10 protein-coding genes and 1 pseudogene are annotated in these 17,412 nt (G+C 38.0%); 5 read left to right on the top strand and 6 right to left on the bottom strand.

The window, feature by feature from the left end; genetic code table 11:
* Nucleotides 1-80 precede the first annotated feature (80 nt).
* On the top strand, nucleotides 81-1,106 hold the full coding sequence (locus HPB14_RS04310) for a glycosyltransferase family 8 protein (protein ID WP_229018037.1): 1,026 nt from the start codon (nucleotides 81-83) through the stop codon (nucleotides 1,104-1,106).
* Nucleotides 1,107-1,222: 116 nt separating this feature from the next.
* Here the strand turns inward: HPB14_RS04310 and vacA are convergent, their stop codons facing one another.
* The 3 genes from vacA to murJ form a co-directional block, all read right to left on the bottom strand.
* Nucleotides 1,223-4,996 (bottom strand): autotransporter vacuolating cytotoxin VacA, encoded by a 3,774-nt coding sequence (gene vacA / locus HPB14_RS04305; protein ID WP_000586399.1) that lies wholly within the window; start codon nucleotides 4,994-4,996, stop codon nucleotides 1,223-1,225.
* Between the two features lie 400 nt (nucleotides 4,997-5,396).
* Nucleotides 5,397-6,794 (bottom strand): cysteine--tRNA ligase, encoded by a 1,398-nt coding sequence (gene cysS, locus HPB14_RS04300; RefSeq protein ID WP_000471361.1) that lies wholly within the window; start codon nucleotides 6,792-6,794, stop codon nucleotides 5,397-5,399.
* A complete protein-coding gene (gene murJ, locus HPB14_RS04295; protein ID WP_000913511.1) occupies nucleotides 6,795-8,255 on the bottom strand; it encodes a murein biosynthesis integral membrane protein MurJ in 1,461 nt (486 codons plus the stop codon).
* 90 nt (nucleotides 8,256-8,345) lie between these two features.
* On the opposite strand from murJ, the gene HPB14_RS04290 reads away from it, so the two are divergent.
* The 4 genes and pseudogenes from HPB14_RS04290 to HPB14_RS04260 all read left to right on the top strand — a co-directional run bounded on the left by HPB14_RS04290 (nucleotide 8,346) and on the right by HPB14_RS04260 (nucleotide 14,516).
* Complete coding sequence (locus HPB14_RS04290) at nucleotides 8,346-10,190, top strand: hypothetical protein (RefSeq protein WP_000051006.1); 1,845 nt, start codon at nucleotides 8,346-8,348, stop codon at nucleotides 10,188-10,190.
* Nucleotides 10,191-10,215: 25 nt separating this feature from the next.
* Entirely contained in the window at nucleotides 10,216-10,767 is a 552-nt protein-coding gene (gene ruvA / locus HPB14_RS04285; protein WP_000635191.1) for a Holliday junction branch migration protein RuvA, read from the top strand.
* A 41-nt stretch (nucleotides 10,768-10,808) separates the two neighbouring features.
* Nucleotides 10,809-13,589, top strand: a pseudogene (locus HPB14_RS07935) (DUF3519 domain-containing protein); the annotation flags it as partial.
* A gap of 3 nt (nucleotides 13,590-13,592) precedes the next feature.
* Nucleotides 13,593-14,516 carry an ATP synthase subunit B family protein gene (locus HPB14_RS04260; RefSeq protein WP_001108909.1) on the top strand — a complete coding sequence of 308 codons (924 nt, stop codon included), beginning with the start codon at nucleotides 13,593-13,595 and terminating at the stop codon, nucleotides 14,514-14,516.
* A gap of 374 nt (nucleotides 14,517-14,890) precedes the next feature.
* Here the strand turns inward: HPB14_RS04260 and HPB14_RS04250 are convergent, their stop codons facing one another.
* From HPB14_RS04250 to HPB14_RS04240, 3 genes are all read right to left on the bottom strand, one after another.
* On the bottom strand, nucleotides 14,891-16,027 hold the full coding sequence (locus HPB14_RS04250) for a potassium channel family protein (RefSeq protein ID WP_000461971.1): 1,137 nt from the start codon (nucleotides 16,025-16,027) through the stop codon (nucleotides 14,891-14,893).
* 153 nt (nucleotides 16,028-16,180) lie between these two features.
* Nucleotides 16,181-16,369 carry a 50S ribosomal protein L28 gene (gene rpmB, locus HPB14_RS04245; protein ID WP_001118998.1) on the bottom strand — a complete coding sequence of 63 codons (189 nt, stop codon included), beginning with the start codon at nucleotides 16,367-16,369 and terminating at the stop codon, nucleotides 16,181-16,183.
* A 99-nt stretch (nucleotides 16,370-16,468) separates the two neighbouring features.
* Nucleotides 16,469-17,305, bottom strand: a complete 837-nt coding sequence (locus HPB14_RS04240; protein WP_000442305.1) for an HpaA family protein — start codon at nucleotides 17,303-17,305, stop codon at nucleotides 16,469-16,471.
* Nucleotides 17,306-17,412 lie beyond the last annotated feature (107 nt).

Below are 17,412 nucleotides of genomic sequence, written 5' to 3'. Positions count from 1 at the left end.
CGCATCTGTTACCCCCCCCCTCATTTCAAACTATCCCTATAATAGTAGCTTTTGACAATAATTATTGCATCCCTGCGGGTGTGAGTTTATATTCCATGCTTTCTTCTTGCACACAAGAAAGAGATGGGGTAAAACTCTTTTATCAAATCCATTGTTTAGTGGATAGTTTGAGCACTGAAAATACAGAAAAATTAAAGCGGACTATAGCCCCCTTTAGCGCGTTTTCTGGTATTGAATTTTGTGATATTTCAAAGAATGACGCTTACCCTTTTAAATTGGTTTCTCAACTTTTCTTAAGGCTCAATCCTTTTGCTAAAAAGCGTTTTTCTAAAATGATTTTATGCCGTTTGTTGCTAGCGAGTATTTTTTCTCAATATGAAAAAATTATCATGTTTGATGTGGATACCTTGTTCGTGGGCGATATTAGCGAGAGCTTTTTTATCCCTATGGATGGAGCGTATTTTGGAGCGACCAAAGAAGATCTCTCATTGCTTGGCATTCATAACGCTAATGATTTATTTGTATCTCGGCTTAATTGGTCTAGGGGAATGGGTGTCAAACTCAATCATAAAAGCCTGAGCTTTCAAGAAGTGGGAATTCTATATGAAAACCCTTTTAATGCAGGTTTTATGCTGGTCAATTTGGCGTTGTGGAGGGAGAGTCATTTAGAAGAAAAGCTGATTGATTTTTTTAAAACAAGAGATGAAGGGCTGTTGTTGCCAGAGCAAGATTTATTTGTGCTTGTTTGTCAAGGGCGTATTTTAGAAATGCCTTGCAAGTATAATGTCCATCCACGCATGGTTGGGACGAAAATGATACCTAAAAAATCTGATGCTTGCATGTTGCATTTTTATGCTGATGAAAAGCCTTGGAAGCATTTTGGCTACCCGTATTCTAAAGAATGGCACCAAGTCGCTTTTAAAACTTCTTTTGAATCTTTGGTTTTTGAGGATTTAGTGGGTAAAATTGAAACTTTTACTGAACTCAATGACCACAACAAAAAGAGTTTTTTTGAATTTTTAAACACTAGGCTGAATAAAAAATTTCTTATACAATATGTTTTGTTTAAGGTTTTTAAAAAGCTAGAGTCTTTTTGTTTGCGTTAGCGGAGTTTATTTTGAAAGCTAACCCCTTATTTGGGGTTGGTTTGCTAACACTCCCCCCAATTATATTTTTTAAATCCATCACACCCCATGCCAAAGCATGGGTTTTTAGATTGGTATTAGAAACTATACCTCATTCCTAAATTGGAAGCGAAATGGCTTGCGTTGGAAATCAAATTGTGCAAATAAACAAAGCCCAAATTCAAAAACACTTCTTTAGCTAATTTTAATTCCCCACCCATCATCACTCTCGCATGGGTATTTAAAGGGTTGTGCGTAGCATTCACTTTAAAGGTATTTAAAGACACCGCATTGCTAGAACCAAAGTTAGCGAACTCTTGTAAAACTCCAGCATTCATGTAGAAGTATGAAGTGTCTCCATAATAATAGCGCGCTTCCACATTAGCGCTAGCGTTGAATAGATGCTGACTGCTAGAGCCATTACTCAAAGCCACTTTATTAGTGCTGTTGCTTTTAAAGTTGGTTGAACCTAAATGGTTATAGCTCACGCCCACGCTTGGTTTTAACACTAAAGCGTTCCTAAAAAACGCGAAGTCATAACCATAACTCGCTCTTGTTGCAGCGCTATAGGCTAAGTAATTATAGCTTTGATTCAAATCTCGCAGTAGAGCGCTTTTGAAATTCAAGCTTGATTGATCACTCCCTAGCGCCCCTTGAGCTTCAAAATCAAATTCATGCTGGTTAGCAAAAATACGGCTATACACGCCAAAATTAGTGTTATTGGCCCCAGAGTTAAGAGAGTTCGCTTGATTGCTAAAGGAGCTATAACCATAGCTTCCAAACCCGCCCACAATGGCTTCCACATTCCCGTTAAGGTAAGCGTCTACGCCGGCGCTTGTGCCATACAATGAAGCGTTAGAGCCATTATTCAAGCTCGCTCCCCCAATAGCGTTAGCCCAAACATTGGTGGGTTTTTCATATTTAGGGGCAAATTGATACAACACTTCTGCCGCGCTTTCTAAAGAAGCGAATCTTTGGCCTTTTAAAGCTTGTAAGCGTTGGGCGAACGAGTTAATATTGTTGGTGTGCCTTCTAGAGAGATTGACTAAACGAGAATTTAAAATCATCGCATTACTCAAGCTCAAAGTTTGCAAGCCGCTGGTTTTATGCTCTAAACTGGCTATGTTGTTTAAAGTGGTAGTGGCCGCATTCAATTGCTTGGTGATTTCACCGGTGCTTGTGTTATCAATCATTTGTCTGGCATAACCCGCATCATGGCTATCAATCAATAAGGTTTGCAAAAGATCCCTGCCTTGTGCGCCTGAATGAGTATAAAGCGTGTCAATATCCTTAGAGCGGTTAGCCAATTCAAACACGCTTTCAATAGTGCCAAAATCATGCTGATTGATAGCGACTAAATTAGGAGTGGCGCTGTGAGCGAAAGGAGCGTTCTTTACGAGGGCGTAGTTAGCAGAACGCGCATTATTAGTGGTGTTTGTGGGTAAGTTGGTGGTATTGCCACCATTCTCAGAAGGCGTAGAATTGCCTAAATAATACACCGAAATTTTAGAGCCGTTAGCCGTTTTACTGATGCCTATATTTTTCCATGCCTTACCGATAAGATACTTGTAATTGTCAGGGTTATTCACCATGCTTTGATTGCCGATAGCCATACCGCATGCTTTAATGTCATCAGTATTTCGCACCACACAAGTATCCATGCGGTTATTATTGTTATAAAGGGCTAGGCGCTCTTTGAATTGCTCTTCTAGATTAACATTACTAATGCCATTGGTACCTGTAGAAACATTACCATAACCAATGATTTTCGCTTTCAATAAAACATGCTCTGTATTTTTAATGAGATCTTGAGCGCTGTTAATCTTGATGAGCGGTTTGTAAAATCCGGTCGTGCTGTCTATATCATTATTAAACATCATAGCTGCTGCATTGCCTACATTTAAGGTTGCCACTTTCCCACCTCGGACCAGATAGTTGATAGTGCCTTGATTGTTGATAAAATCCCCCTGAATGGTTAAATTTGAAAATTGACTATAGTCCATGACCGCATTTTGACCCAAGGTTAGATTATTAAACATAAGCTTTGATGTGCCCCAAGGGTTTTCTGGGGTTGAAGAAGCGAATTTTTTGGTGATTTCAACATTTTTAACATTCCTAGCGTCAAAATAATTCCAAGGGCTATAGTAAAACTCATCTATAACCAGTTTTTCGCCGCTTTTAAATTTGACACCCCCAGAAAAGATTGACCTAGTGCCAGTTTCCAAACGCACGGTATTGATGCGCGATTGACTGCCTATATCTTCGCTAAAATGAGTGTATTCCCCCACGCTCACCCCATTGGTTTTAACAATCAATTCATTAATGTTGAAGTTTTTAACGGCCACATTAGTGGAAGCTGTGATGAGCTTGTTGATATTGACCTTACCTGTAACACCACTAAAATCTAAGGTGTTGAAACCACCATTACCCGTATCAATACCTTTAAAATTAGCTGTATGAGCATCCACTTTCAAATTCACAAATCTTCCCAAACTAATATCGTTATTAAAAGTGGCTGTGCCGTTTTTGGTATCCGTACCAGCCTTAAACTCAAAATTCGCGCTTGATCCTGCCAAAGCATAACCACCCACTTGATTATTCACTCTTAAAGGCCCATCAACGGTGATATTCCCAGTTAGATTTTCCACTAAAAGAGAGCGCCCGCTCGCTTGATTGGACAGATTGACACCGCCTTTGCCGATATGCAAATGAGCCGCATTGGTGGTAAGAGAAGCTTTATACCCTCCCACTTTAATCGTGCCATCAGCGTTAGTGTTGATGCGATCAATATTGACAACCGTGTTTTTGCCACCCGCAAAAGGCCCATCAATGACTTGTGTGGGTTGAATTTCTGTTTTTTGCGTGCTATTGGGTGGGTTAATGACCTGAGTGTTACTATTGTTTTGACTGCTCTCTTGTTTGTCGTTTTTAGCGCTTTCATTTTTGTCGTTTTTAGCACCACTTTGAGAAGGGGTATTATTAGTTTGATTTTTATAACCGCCTTCTGGAGGGGCGATAATGTTTAGCCCTGCACTTTGCCACAAATCCAGTGTGCCAATATGAGTCTTATTGCTAGCGATAATGCCTGCTTGAGCGGCGTTTTTATCGCCCACAGTGAGATGGTTAAAATTCACTTCCCCTGTCACTTTTGAAGTGTTTATCGTGCTGTATGAAGGGGCCAAATACGCTCCCACGTATTGCAAACGGCCCATCCACACATTACCCATTAATTTAACGCTGTTTGAAGCCAAGTTAAGCGTGGCGCCATCATAAAGAGAAATTTCCGCATTTTTACTGCTAGTGATCCCTTCTGAAGCTTGCAAAGTCAAAACCGTAGAGCTGGCTTTCCTCCCAGCTCCAGAACCCACACGATTATTGATTTCTACAAAATTATCAATTGAAATATTTTTAGCGTTGAAATCCACTCTCGTGGTGCGATCAGCACTATCCTTATAGCTTGTGAAAGAATTGCCATTGAATTGGCCCAAACGCAAAGTGGCTTTTTGCATATTCACGTCTAAATCCCCACCAGTAAAGTTTCTAAGACCTGATAGTTTATAAGTCCCTACAGCGTCTTTCATATCCACTTCAAGCTTGTTCTGCTGCCCGCCTTTGACCCAATAATGCCTAGCGGCATTCCCCCAATCCCAACCTCCATCAATCTTGCTAGATAGTAGGGATTGGTATAAGTCGTATTCCTTGTTGGGGAATTCATTAAAGCCTCTTCCTGCTTGAATGCGCCAAACTTTATCGGGTTTATCTGGGGTTTTATTCGCTTCTTCGGCTTGTTTTAGCCCCCAGCCAAGAAGCCCTGAGACCGTTCCTACAGCGGTGCCTGTAGCGATACCCCCAACAATGGCTGGAATGATCACGGTCGTAAAAAAGGCAGCATGACTTTGTTACGGTGTGATGCTGACCAATGCTCCTACTAAAGCAAGAGAAACCAGAGGGCGATTGATTTTGCGGTGTGTTTGTTGTATTTCCATTTCTTTCCTTTCTTCTTGTAAAACGATTTTTGCACAAAGGGTGCGACTTTAGACTAGAAAATTTCTGTTGCATTTACGATTAAGGTTATAAATATATAGTATCTACAACCGATATTCAATTTTTATCAAATTAAAGTAAATGAACATAAAACTTAACAAGATTAAAAAGCAATATTGCTAGAATTTGTGGTTAGAGTATGTAAAAAGGTAAAATTGGAGGCGTTTAAAAAACTTCTCTCATTGGAATTTGTGGCTAGAATGTGTAAAAAGGTAAAATTTGAAAAGCTTAAAAAAGCTTCTCCCAAATCGTGCCTTGTGGGGTGTCCATCAAAGCGATTTTTTGTTGTAAAAGCTCTTCTCTGATGCTATCGGCTTTTAAAAAATCTTTTTGTTCTTTGGCGCGTTTTCTTTCTTCTATCTTGTTTTCAATTTCTTGTTTTTCGCTCTCGCTCACGCCTAATTGGAAATACGTGCTAGGGTCTTTAAACCCGATGCCAAGCAGTTCTTCTATGAATTTCAAATTCGCTAAAATCTCGCCCTTCAAAGCCTTGTTTTTGGGGTTTTGATCCAGTTTTTCGTTGGTAGAAGAAAGCATGCTTTCTAAAACGCTCAACGCTTTAGAAATATTTAAATCATCTTGCATGCACTCTAAAATTTCTTTTTTAAAATTTGGATTTATTCCTCCTAAAGTCCCTAAAACGCGCTGTTTCAAACGATAGATTTTATCCAAGCGTTTTTTACTCACTAACAAGTCTTCTTCATTGAAATTCAAAACAGAGCGATAATGCACCCCTAGCAAATAATTGCGCAAAATTTCGCCATCATAGTTTTTGAGAGCGTCTTTAATAAAAAAGCTATTCCCTAAACTTTTAGACATTTTTTCATTATTGATATTCACAAAGCCATTATGCATCCAGTATTTGGCGATCTCCACGCCAAAAGCGCAACGGGTTTGGCACGCTTCATTTTCATGGTGGGGGAATAACAAATCCGCTCCACCAGCATGAATATCAATTTGATAGGGGGTGTTAGTGAGCGCTAAAGTTTCAAAAACCATGCTAGAGCATTCTATATGCCAGCCAGGGCGTCCTTTGCCTAAAGGGCTATCAAAGCCCACATCATTATCCCCCTTATAGCTTTTCCATAGCACAAAATCCTGCTCAAGCCGTTTTTCTTGCACCAAACCAATACGGCTAAATTCCATACTGCTATTATGTACGCTCAAAGAGCCGTAATCTTTATCCTTGCTCGTGTCTAAATAAATATCCCCATTAGAAACTCTATAAGCGAAATTTTTTTCTAAAAGCGTTTCAATCATGCGCACCATAGCGTCTAAATACTCGCTCGCTTTAGGCTCTAGGCTGGGTTTTTTCACGTTCAAAGCGTTTAGATCCCTCGTGTAAGATTCAATATAAATACTGCTTAGTTCTTGAATGCTTTTGTTTTCTTTGAAGGCTTTGTTGATGATTTTATCATCAATATCGGTGAAATTCCTTACTAGCACCACTTCATAGCCGCTCCATTCAAGCGTACGCCTCAACAAATCAAAAGCAATCGCGCTCCTGGCATGCCCTAAATGAGCGTCATCATACACCGTAGGCCCGCACACATAAATATTCGCCTTATTTTGGACTAAAGGCTCAAAAGGGACTTTTTGTTTTAATTTGGTATCATAAATGAACATTTAAAAACCTTGAAAATAATAAAATAAATATAAATGTGTAACCCACGATTTGAACGCTAAGAGTAATAAGATTTCCACGCAAGCGAGGAAAAGGATTACAAGCCATGGTTTTAAATTCTTGATTATACCCAAGAATAATTGAAAGCCAAACGCTTTTATCGTTAAAACAAATAAAAATAACCCGCTCAAACTATTCGCTAACGCTAAACCCAAAACCCCTAACAAAGGCATTAAACTCAAAGAAGCCGCTAAACCTAAAAAAAGCGAAATTAAAGAGATTTTAGCTGCTTTTTTTTGCTCTAATTTCGCATAAAGCCACAAAGAAAAGAGTTTATTTAGCCCAAAAGGGAGCAAGCCTAAAAGATAGAGCGAAAAGACTTGCGAAGTGATTAGGGTGTCTTTAGGGCTAAATTGCCCCCTTTCAAATAAAAGCTCGGTGATTTCTTTGCTTAACATGATCCCCCCAATGCTGCAAAGAAGCAAAACCCCCACTAAAAAAAACCACGCCTTTTGCAAGCGTTGTAAGATTAGATCTTGCTTATTATTTTTAAGCGCGATCGCAATGCTGGGGAAAAGAGCTGTAGAGATAGCGATAGCAAATAAAGCTAAAGGGAGCTGGAAAACTCTATTAGCGTAATACAAATAAGACACGCTCCCGCTCGCTAAAAAAGAGGCGATCGTGGTGTCTAAAAAAGAGGCGATCTGAGCGCTAGAATTGCCTAAAACGCTGGGGAAAAACTGCTTGAAAAACGCTTTCAGATCCTTTTTAGCCCTTTTAGAGCGGTATTTTTTTTTGGCGGCGTTTTTGGTCTTAAAGCTCAACAGCCCTTTAGACAATAAATCCCATAAGCCTAATTTCACTAAAGGATAAAAGTGCAATAAGATTTGAGCCACGCCCCCTAAAAGCACGCCATAACTCAAATAATACAACGCTTCTAAATGCGTTTTTTCTTTAGAAATGAAAAGGGCTAAAATCATGCATACATTGAGCAAGCTTGCACTATAAGCGCTGGCAAAAAAGCTGTGTTTGTATTGTAAAAGCGCGCCTAAAAAGGTGGTGATAAACACCAATAAAAGATACCAAAAATTGATCGCTACAATAGGGGCACATAGCTTGATTGTTTCTTCATTAAAGCCGTAAGCTAGGAGTTTGGTTAGCCATAAGGGATTGAGCGTTACTAATAAGCACCATATGAATAAAACGCCGCAAAAAATAAGCCCCACCAAACTCGCAAAACTCCCTTTAATGGAACTCCGTATGAAGCTTGGTAAAAAGCTTTGAGAAAAAGAGCCCTCCGCAAAAATACGCCTGAATAGATTAGGCAATTTGAAAGCCACAAAGAAAATATCGCTATACACCCCAGCCCCTAGAATATTGGCCATCATCAAATCCCGTAAAAAGCCAAAAATCCTAGAGCATAAAATCCCTAAGCTATTGGTTAAAAATATTTTTTTTAGCATATCAGTCGCAGTTATTACCTAATTTTCAGTGTTTTTTTGTTAGCATATTGCTTTTTCTAAATCTTTATTATACCATTTAAGGATTAAAAAATGAGCTTGGAGCATTTTGCCCCTATAAAAGTTGAGCGGTGCAAAGACATTCAAAAAGAATTAAAAAAAGCGGCTGCTGAAAATAAATTACAAACAGAAGATCTATGGTTTGAGATTTTAAAAACTTCTATTTTTATCAAAAACAGCGCTAAAGACGATTTTAGCGAGGCTTTTGGTGGGGAATTGCAACAATTAGAAGAAGATGAATACTATGAAAAAAAAGAGCTAACCCTTTATCAAACCCACGACATTAAAATCAAATCAAACGCTTATAAGCGCTTTTTTGAAGTGGAAGTGGATGAAGATTTAAGCAAAATAGAAATTATTTTAGACGAGTGTTTTATTGTCCTAGACACTGAAGAGCATTACCAAGAAATGTTTGCGTATATTAAAGAGTGTTTAGCCTTTCAAGGCGTGGTGTTTCGCCACCTTTCACAAATGTATGAAAACTTAAAAACAGAATTGAGAAAATATAAAAAAGAAGCCCAAAATGAGCGCTTTATTTTATACGCTTCTTCAACCTTTATCCCTAATGTAGAAGAACAATCCCATTTTTTATTAGAAGAAGAATACCTTCCAACCCATACTATCCCTTTAAGTGATCAAGAAGAATCGTTTGTTAAAGAAAATTACTATATCGCTAAAGAAAATCAAAAAGTCGCTTGCGTGAGTTATCCCAAACAAGGCAGAGACGGCCGTAACCTTAAAGGTCTTTATATTGAATTGCCTAAAGTTGCCCATTCGCCCACCCCTATAGGGCATGACAAAAACGCTTTTGAAGAAAGAGAAGAAAATAACGCTTTAGTGTATTACTCCAAAGCCTTACAAGGGGTTAAAATGGAAAAAGGGCGTTTGGTTTCTAAGCAAAATTTTATTTTCAAAAACGGGATCAAATCCATTGAAACGCCTAATCTTTTAGGGGGAGTGGAGAGCGGGTTAGTTTTAGAAATTCAAGCTAAAGACGAATTGAGCGATGCGATTGATTCTAACCTCATTTTAGAAGCGAGCGTAATTAACATTAAGGGCAATGTGGGCAAGAATGTGATCTTAGTGGCTAAAGAAATCACTATAGAGGGGCAAATCCACCCTGAAAGCTATGTCTATGCCAATAAAGCGCGTATCACTAACCATAAGGGCGTGTGCTACACTAAAGAGTTTGAGTGCAAGTATTTAGAGCGCGCTAAGGTGTATGCCAATAGCGTTAAAGTGGAAGCGAGCGCGGGGAGTGTAGTTTATGCGAAAGAAATCGCTTTAGAAAAGCTTAAAAGCGATAATAAGCTGTATTTTTCCAAGCAATGTTTGATTGATGAGGTGGATGGCAATGGCAACCGCTTTATTTTTTACGCTTTTGGGGGGCGAGAAAACCAAGAAGAATTGAAAGCCGCTAAACAAAAACTCAATGCGTTAGGGTTAAAATCCAAAAAAATCATCGCTCAGCACCAGTTCTTAAACCATTTAGTCAAAAACCATCAAGCCATCATGGAAAAGCTTAAAAACGCCACCGAAGAAATCAAACGCTCTTTAATGCAACAAGAAAGCGTGAAAGACGCTTATAGCGAGTTTATGTTTGCTCTAAAGCGTTTGAAAATCTTAAAAGCTCAAATGCTAGAATTGCAAAAAATCAATAACGAATGTTACGCTAAACTCATTAGTATAGAAAACAGCTTCCAGCATGCAAGCATTACGACTAAAAACCCTTTCAAGCAAGAAAATATCGTGATTTATCATCGCAATTACCCTAAAGTGAGCAACTTGAGCGCTATGTTAAGCCATAATGAAAGCGTGAACGTGATCTATGAAGACCATAAAATCAAAAAAGTCCCTAAAAGCGCGATAAAAGGCTAGAACAAGAAATAAAAAAGGGATAAAAATGATAGTGGGTTTGATAGGGGTTGTGGAAAAAATCTCCGCTTTAGAAGTGCATATAGAAGTGCAAGGGGTTGTTTATGGGGTGCAAGTTTCTATGCGCACTTCTGCTTTGCTTCAAGCGGGCCAAAAAGCACGTTTGAAAATCTTGCAAGTGATCAAAGAAGATGCGCATCTTTTATACGGGTTTTTAGAAGAGAGCGAAAAAATCCTTTTTGAAAGGCTTTTGAAAATCAATGGGGTAGGGGGGCGTATCGCTTTAGCCATTCTTTCAAGCTTTTCGCCGAATGAATTTGAAAGCATTATCGCCACCAAAGAAGTCAAAAGACTCCAGCAAGTCCCAGGCATTGGCAAAAAGCTCGCTGATAAGATCATGGTGGATCTCATTGGCTTTTTCATTCAAGATGAAAACAGACCCGCGCGCGATGAAGTCTTTTTAGCCCTAGAGAGTTTGGGCTTTAAAAGCACCGAAATCAACCAAGTCTTAAAAACCCTAAAACCCAATCTCAGTATAGAAGCAGCGATTAAAGAAGCCTTACAACAACTGCGCTCTTAAAAAAAGCTTTTTAGTATCCGCTCGCTAAAAACCTAGTAAGAGAACTAAGCGCCAAAAACGCTAAATTTTCCAACAACACGCTTAAAATCATTGAAGAGCTTACTAACGGAATCAAGCAAGCCAGTGAAGAAATCAAAGAGAAAGCGTTTGATTTTTCTAATGAAAAACTCACTAACGAACAAATCAAAGAGATACTAAATAACGCAGAAATCCCTACAAGCGGGAGAGATGCGATCACTTTTGGAGTGAATAACCTAAACCCTGAAATGGTTGAATTTTTACACAAAAACAACAAAAAAATGATTATAGAAAAAGCCTCTAACAAAGAATTAGAACTTTTAAAAGACGCTAACTTTAAGCAAAACATAAGAGCGAGTTTAGATCATGATGCTATCGCTCACATACTCAAAAGGCATGGCGTTAATTCTGTTAATGTTAGAAATGGTGAAAGCCCTATCACTTACGAAGATATAGCTAATTATAGAGATATTGTTAATAACGCTGATGAAATTATTAGAGCCATAGGAAAAGGAAATAAAGAAAATATAACAGCGTTTAAACAAATCAACGGCTATGCGGTAGTGGTAGAGCAAGCGGTCAATAAGAAAAATGAATTAGTTTTAAAAACGATGTTCAAAAGTAACGGAGATTATAAGAATAATGATGTTTATAAAGAATTTTCAAGCACCTCACTCGACGCTAACGCGAAGGTGCCCCATGGGTTGAGTTCCCATAGTCATAGTGGTGCTACAGAAAATATTATATAAAAACCACTAAATAGTCAAGAGGATTTATTAAAAACAAGCGAAAACTTAAACGAAACCACCCAAGAAGTTAAAAATTTAAGCCCCCTAGAACTTGCCAACGCCGAAAAGTTAGCGAAGTTAGAAAGCGAAGCCCTACAAAGCGAACAAGAATTTTTAAAAGCTAAAGAGCAAGAATTAAAGCGTAAAGAAGCGTTAAAAAAGAAATTAGAGCACGAGCGCGGCAATGCAGGCAACATTGAAAGCCAGACTAAAATAGAAGTAGGAGAGGATATACCTACACAAACACAGGAGCAACTACCAAAAAGCCGAGTAAGGTTGAACGAGCGAGAGATTTACGATCTAGATTATGCGATCGTCAAAGCTAAAGATTTGAAACCAAGCTTTACCACAGGCGGGACGCAAAAACGCACGGACATGAACGAAGAACAGATTAAAAGCATCGCTGAAAATTTTGATCCTAAAAAGATATTTGGGAGCGGAGGTTTTGAAGATTTACCGATTATCTTACACGATGGGCAAGTGATCGCAGGAAACCACCGCATAGCTGGTATGCTAAACTTCACGCCTAAAAGCCGTTTTGCTTACGAGAAAGCGATCAAGGAATACTATCACATAGACTTAAAACCAGACGAGCTGTTAGTGAGAGTGCCGCACAATAGATTAAACAACACCGAGATCAACAATTTAGCGGCTTCTTCTAATCAAGGACGTTTTAATAGCGAAAGCGATCATGCGATAGCGGTTTTAAGCCACTATGAAGCGAAATTGAAAGAATTAGACCAAAAATTAGACGCTGATAGCATCTACTCACTTAAAAATATCGTTGCTAAAAATTTGAATTTTGACAAAGCCACTCACCCTAATGTAGGCGATAGCAACCTAGCCCTTTTAATGTTTAACATGCCAAGGACGAAAACGCAAGGGATAGAGTTACTCAATCGTTGGCAGAAAGAATTTTCTAACGATATTAAAAGCTATGAAAATGTGAAAAAAATGTTTGTAGATAACGCTGGGAGTTTTCACAATCTAATCCACGACATGAATTTTCCTAATGTAAGCCTTAACGCTTATTTGAGCGATATCATGGATCGCAGTTTTGCGAATTTAAAGAATTATCCAACTACAAGCGAGAGCTTAAAAGATTTGAGCGAGAAATTCTATAAAACGAGTTCTTTAGAGATGTTTGAAAAGAGCGATCAAACTACGAGCGATATAAGCGAGATTTTAGGAGGTGCGATCGCGCGCTTTGCGAGGTTTGATGATCCTAGCAAAGCGTTATTTGAAGCCTTAAAGAGCGATAACATTAAAAAAGGTTTGAAAGAATTTAAGATCGCAGATCTTACCAAAGACATGTTTAACCCTGATAGTAAGGAATTTAAGGATATTGATATTTACGATTTTGCGCATTACCTTTTAATGGTGAATAGAGAGCCGAACGAAAATAATCCCGTTTTAAAGCGCTTGATAGAAGCCGTTAAAGACATGCAAAAAGAGAGCGAGAAAGGGATAAAACAAAAACTTGAAGCGCCTAGCGAATGGGGAGAGAATTATAGCGAGTTCAAGGGTGATGGCTTAGGAGCGATTAACAAGCTATTAGAAACTAAAAAAGGTTTTGTAGCGGGAGCGTTTTATAAGGAAGGATTAGGAGATATTGATTTAGTTTGGGGTAATAAAGATTACGGGTTAGAACACATTTTAGAAAAGAGAAAAAAACAATACAAAAGGTTAGGATTAACAAACAAACAAGCCAAAGAAAGGACTAATGAACTACTTAAGGAAATCCCTACCATTATACAAAAAGGCTTAAAAGAAGAAGACAAACCAGGTTATGCGGTTATTATTTTAAATAATTCAAAGGTAGTTTTAAGTAAGTTTAAGGGAGATAACGAACTAAAAAATCATTATATGATTACAAGTTTTGAAGTGGATGATAAAGTTTTAAGGGAGTTAGAGACCATTGCGACACTCTCTAACGATTACAGAGACGGCATCAACTATAGCGCCTCAAACCTTAACAAACCTAATCCTACCACAAAAAAATTAAACAAGGATTAAAAAATGAATTACCCTAATCTACCTAATAGCGCTTTAGAAATAAGCGAACAGCCCGAAGTGAAAGAAATCACTAACGAACTCTTAAAGCAATTACAGAACGCTTTACATAGTAACGCGCTTTTTACGGATCAAATAAAACTAAGCCTTAAAGGGATTGTTAGGATTTTAGAAGTGCTTTTGAGTTTGGATTTTTTCAAGAATGCGAATGAAATAGATAGCAGTTTAAGAAATTCCATTGAATGGCTGAGTAACGCCGGCGAGAGCTTGAAATTAAAAATGAAAGAATACGAGCGCTTTTTTAACGAGTTTAATACGAGCATGCGCACCAACGAGCAAGAAGTAACTGCTACTTTAAACGCTAACACTGAAAACATTAAAAGCGAAGTTAAAAAGCTAGAAAATCAAATCATAGAAACCACTACAAGGCTTTTAACGAGCTATCAAATCTTTTTAAACCAAGCCAGAGATAACGCTAACCATCAAATCACAGAAAACAAAACCCAAAGCCTTGAAGCGATAAACCAAGCTAAAGAAAGCGCTAACAACGAAATAAGCACGAATAAAACGCAAGCGATAGCTAACATTAACGAAGCGAAAAACAACGCTAACAACGAAATAAGCAACAATCAAACGCAAGCGATCACTAACATTAACGAAGCCAAAGAGAGCGCTACAAATCAAATAAACACCAATAAGCAAGAAGTTTTAAACAACATCAAAAAAGAAAAAACCCAAGCCACAAGCGAGATTACTGAAGCGAAAAAGACCGCATTTAACGAACTTTTAGAAACACTAAAGCCGAAGTTTAGCGGCTTGTTTGCGGGCGTTTATTATATTAGGAATGCGATCTATATTCAAGGCGGATGGGGGCAAAAAGTCAAAGACCTAAGCGACTACACGCTAGAGAAAAGCAAGAAAGGAGAGTAAAATTTTAGGTTGGAAGATTGATGAATATTTGTTTTGTGCGGAATTTAGGGCAACGCTTCAAAAATGCGAAGAGAATGAGCATGATAAATAAATCACAGGACAAATTAAAACATGGTTTAAAAATCCTTTTAACAAAGAGAGCTTTAAAAGGGTTGTAACATTAACTCTCATTGAGCGTATGGGTGTGAGAAAAATAAGCCTCAAATCCGTTTAAATCTTGGATTGGTTCTCATCAAACATGAATGGCTAATTTTTTGACTAACGCCAAGCTCTTTGCTATGGATTGTAAAAAATGTTTTTAGCATTTTTTAGATTTTATTACCCGTATTTGATGAGAGCCAAGCTTTTTTTATTTTATAAAAAGGCTGTATCAATCACAATGAAATGTAATCCACTTCTTTGGGTTTTTGATGGTTAGCGATGAGTTGCTTACAGGTCGCAACGCCTTCTGAAGTGCCAACCATTAATAGCTTGGATTCGCTTGCAATGATCGTTTCTCCATCAGGCATAGGGATGTATTTGCCATCTTTTTGAGTGATACCAATCACAAACGCTTTAGCGATCTCTCTAAAATGGGCTTCTTTTAATTTCCTTAACACAAGCCAGCTGGTTTTAGGGACAATCACTTCCTCTAAGTCTAAAAGCGTGTCTTTTTTATTGATAAAACGCTCTAAGATATTTTCCATATCCGGACGCACCGCCATAGCGCTCACTCGTTGAGCCATGAGTTTTGTAGGGGAAACCACCATATCAGCCCCTAATTTTTTTAATTTTTCTAAGCCTTCATCGCTATGCGCGCTCGCAATGATGTAATAAGGTTTGCGCTTTAATTCCTTTTCAAACAAGCGCACGCTCACCATTAATGCCACATTCACCGGCAAAATCTTAGACAACGCCACAACGCCCCTAGCGCTGCTTAAGTGGGTTTTTAGCATGGCTAAATTGGTGTGCGGATCGCCTATGATATAGTAGGGGTATTTGTGCTTAATGGCTTCTTCTTCAAAACTAGGGTCATTATCCACGACCACAAAAGGGATTTGAGCGGAGCGGAACTGCTTGCTCAATTCAATGGTGTATTCGTTGTGGTAACAAATCACATAATGATCCTTAAGGCGCGCGATTTTATAAATCATACCTTTCTCCTTAATCAATCTGGTAAGCGTGCCTTTATTGACCACGCTAACTAAAATAGCCACGCTAAAGGCAATAATTCCCGTCCCACAAAACATTAAAATGGAAGTTAAAAAAATACTTATAGGCCCGAACTGGCTTTCATTTAAAGCGCCAAACCCTGTAGCTGTCATGGTGTAAGTCGTTTGGAAGAAAGCTTGCATAAGGCTATAATTTTCTAGGGCGAAGTATCCCAGAGTGCCTAAAAGCACAAGCAATTGGATTAAAATAAGCGGGAGTCTAAAGACCTTAAATTGTTCATAGATTTCAGAATTTAAATTGACTTCTGGCTGAATTTCATCGTCTTTTTTGATTTTAAAAAATTTCAACTTTTCAAACAAAACCAATTCCTAGATCAAAATAAATTCAAAGCATTTGAAAGCGTTTCATTTTTAAACTCTCTTAAAATATCAAGCCCAATCACGCTAGATTGATGCTTAATAAAGAAGTTTAGTTTTAAGGGTTTTTAGAAAGCTTATAAAAACCCTAAATGATTAAGCCCCTTTACGCATGGTTCTTAAAGTGGAAGCAGCCACCTTAATGCGTTTGGTCGTGCCGTCGTCTAATTGGATCTTAATCGATCGCAAGTTAGGGAGTAAGCGGCGCTTGTTTTTGTTGTTCGCATGACTGACATGATTGCCTATCATAGGCCCTTTGAAAGTTAAAGCGCATCTTTTTGCCATTGTGTATCCTTAATTATTGAAATAAACTTTGCATTATACTTAAAATAGCCTTTAAAAAGACTGATTTTAAGGCTAATTTTTAAATGGTTCGTTTAAGAACTACTTTTTTTGAGGCATAGAACTTTTAAAGCCTTTCATTCTATCAATAGCGTCTCGGTATTTGGCAATATTTTCTTCTGTAAGTTCCATTACAGCTTTTTTCATGACAACCGCATACATTCTGTTTAAGATCTTATGTATCGCGTCTTCTTTATTCTTTTCCAAATCTTCATGGATAATGCTGTCTGAAGAATCAAACCCTCCAGAATTACTGTGTTTGTAAGTATAGGTCATTGCCTGAAAAGTCCCTACTTCCACAGCAAAATCATGGACGACACGATTGCTTTCTGGCTCATAAAAATTAAACCACACAGAGCCTGAGCTTTGATCCACTAGCGTGTCTAAATTAGGATTATTGGGATCTTTTAAATTCATTTTCAAATCTTCTAAGATTCCTACCCACCCTTTCAAATCCAAAACGCAAAAAATCTTTCTCTTATCTTGCGCATTTAAAGCTTTTTCATCTTGAAAACGCAACACTTGATAGCCTCTTTTTTCAAAAATAGTTTGGATTTGATTGGCTAAAGCGTCTTGAAACTTATCAATATAGGGTTTTAGATTATCGCTCACTTGAATGCGCGGCATTAAAATACCTACAACATGATGGTTTTGTGGGGCTTGAGCAATATGTATTGGATAATTAAAATCTAGCGGCGTAACATATTCAGAGCTTGTTTGTATTCTTTCATGAGTTTGAACTTGATTTTTGGCGTCATTTGGTGTTTTTGTTTCAGCGCTTGGATTCATCGCGCAACCAATCAACACGCTTGAAAGCCCTAAAGCCACTAACATTTTAGAATAAACTCTAACCTTTTTAAAAATAAGCGAACGCTCCACAAAAGACTCCTAAAAATAAAAATTTAAACCATAATTATACTATTTTTAAGTAAATCAATTTGCGCTACAATTTTCTTTTTTCTAAATTTCAAGCATGGCGATTTTAG

The sequence above is a fragment of the Helicobacter pylori HUP-B14 genome (genome assembly GCF_000259235.1).
Classification (GTDB): Bacteria; Campylobacterota; Campylobacteria; order Campylobacterales; family Helicobacteraceae; genus Helicobacter; species Helicobacter pylori_CU.
This window is presented reverse-complemented; position numbering and strand designations above follow the sequence as displayed.

Bases quoted from the DNA above. Each gene is read 5' to 3' on its own strand.
- cysS (WP_000471361.1), bottom strand. From the start codon at position 6,794: ATGTTCATTTATGATACCAAATTAAAACAAAAAGTCCCTTTTGAGCCT.
- murJ (WP_000913511.1), bottom strand. From the start codon at position 8,255: ATGCTAAAAAAAATATTTTTAACCAATAGCTTAGGGATTTTATGCTCT.
- HPB14_RS04290 (WP_000051006.1), top strand. From the start codon at position 8,346: ATGAGCTTGGAGCATTTTGCCCCTATAAAAGTTGAGCGGTGCAAAGAC.
- ruvA (WP_000635191.1), top strand. From the start codon at position 10,216: ATGATAGTGGGTTTGATAGGGGTTGTGGAAAAAATCTCCGCTTTAGAA.
- HPB14_RS04260 (WP_001108909.1), top strand. From the start codon at position 13,593: ATGAATTACCCTAATCTACCTAATAGCGCTTTAGAAATAAGCGAACAG.
- rpmB (WP_001118998.1), bottom strand. From the start codon at position 16,369: ATGGCAAAAAGATGCGCTTTAACTTTCAAAGGGCCTATGATAGGCAAT.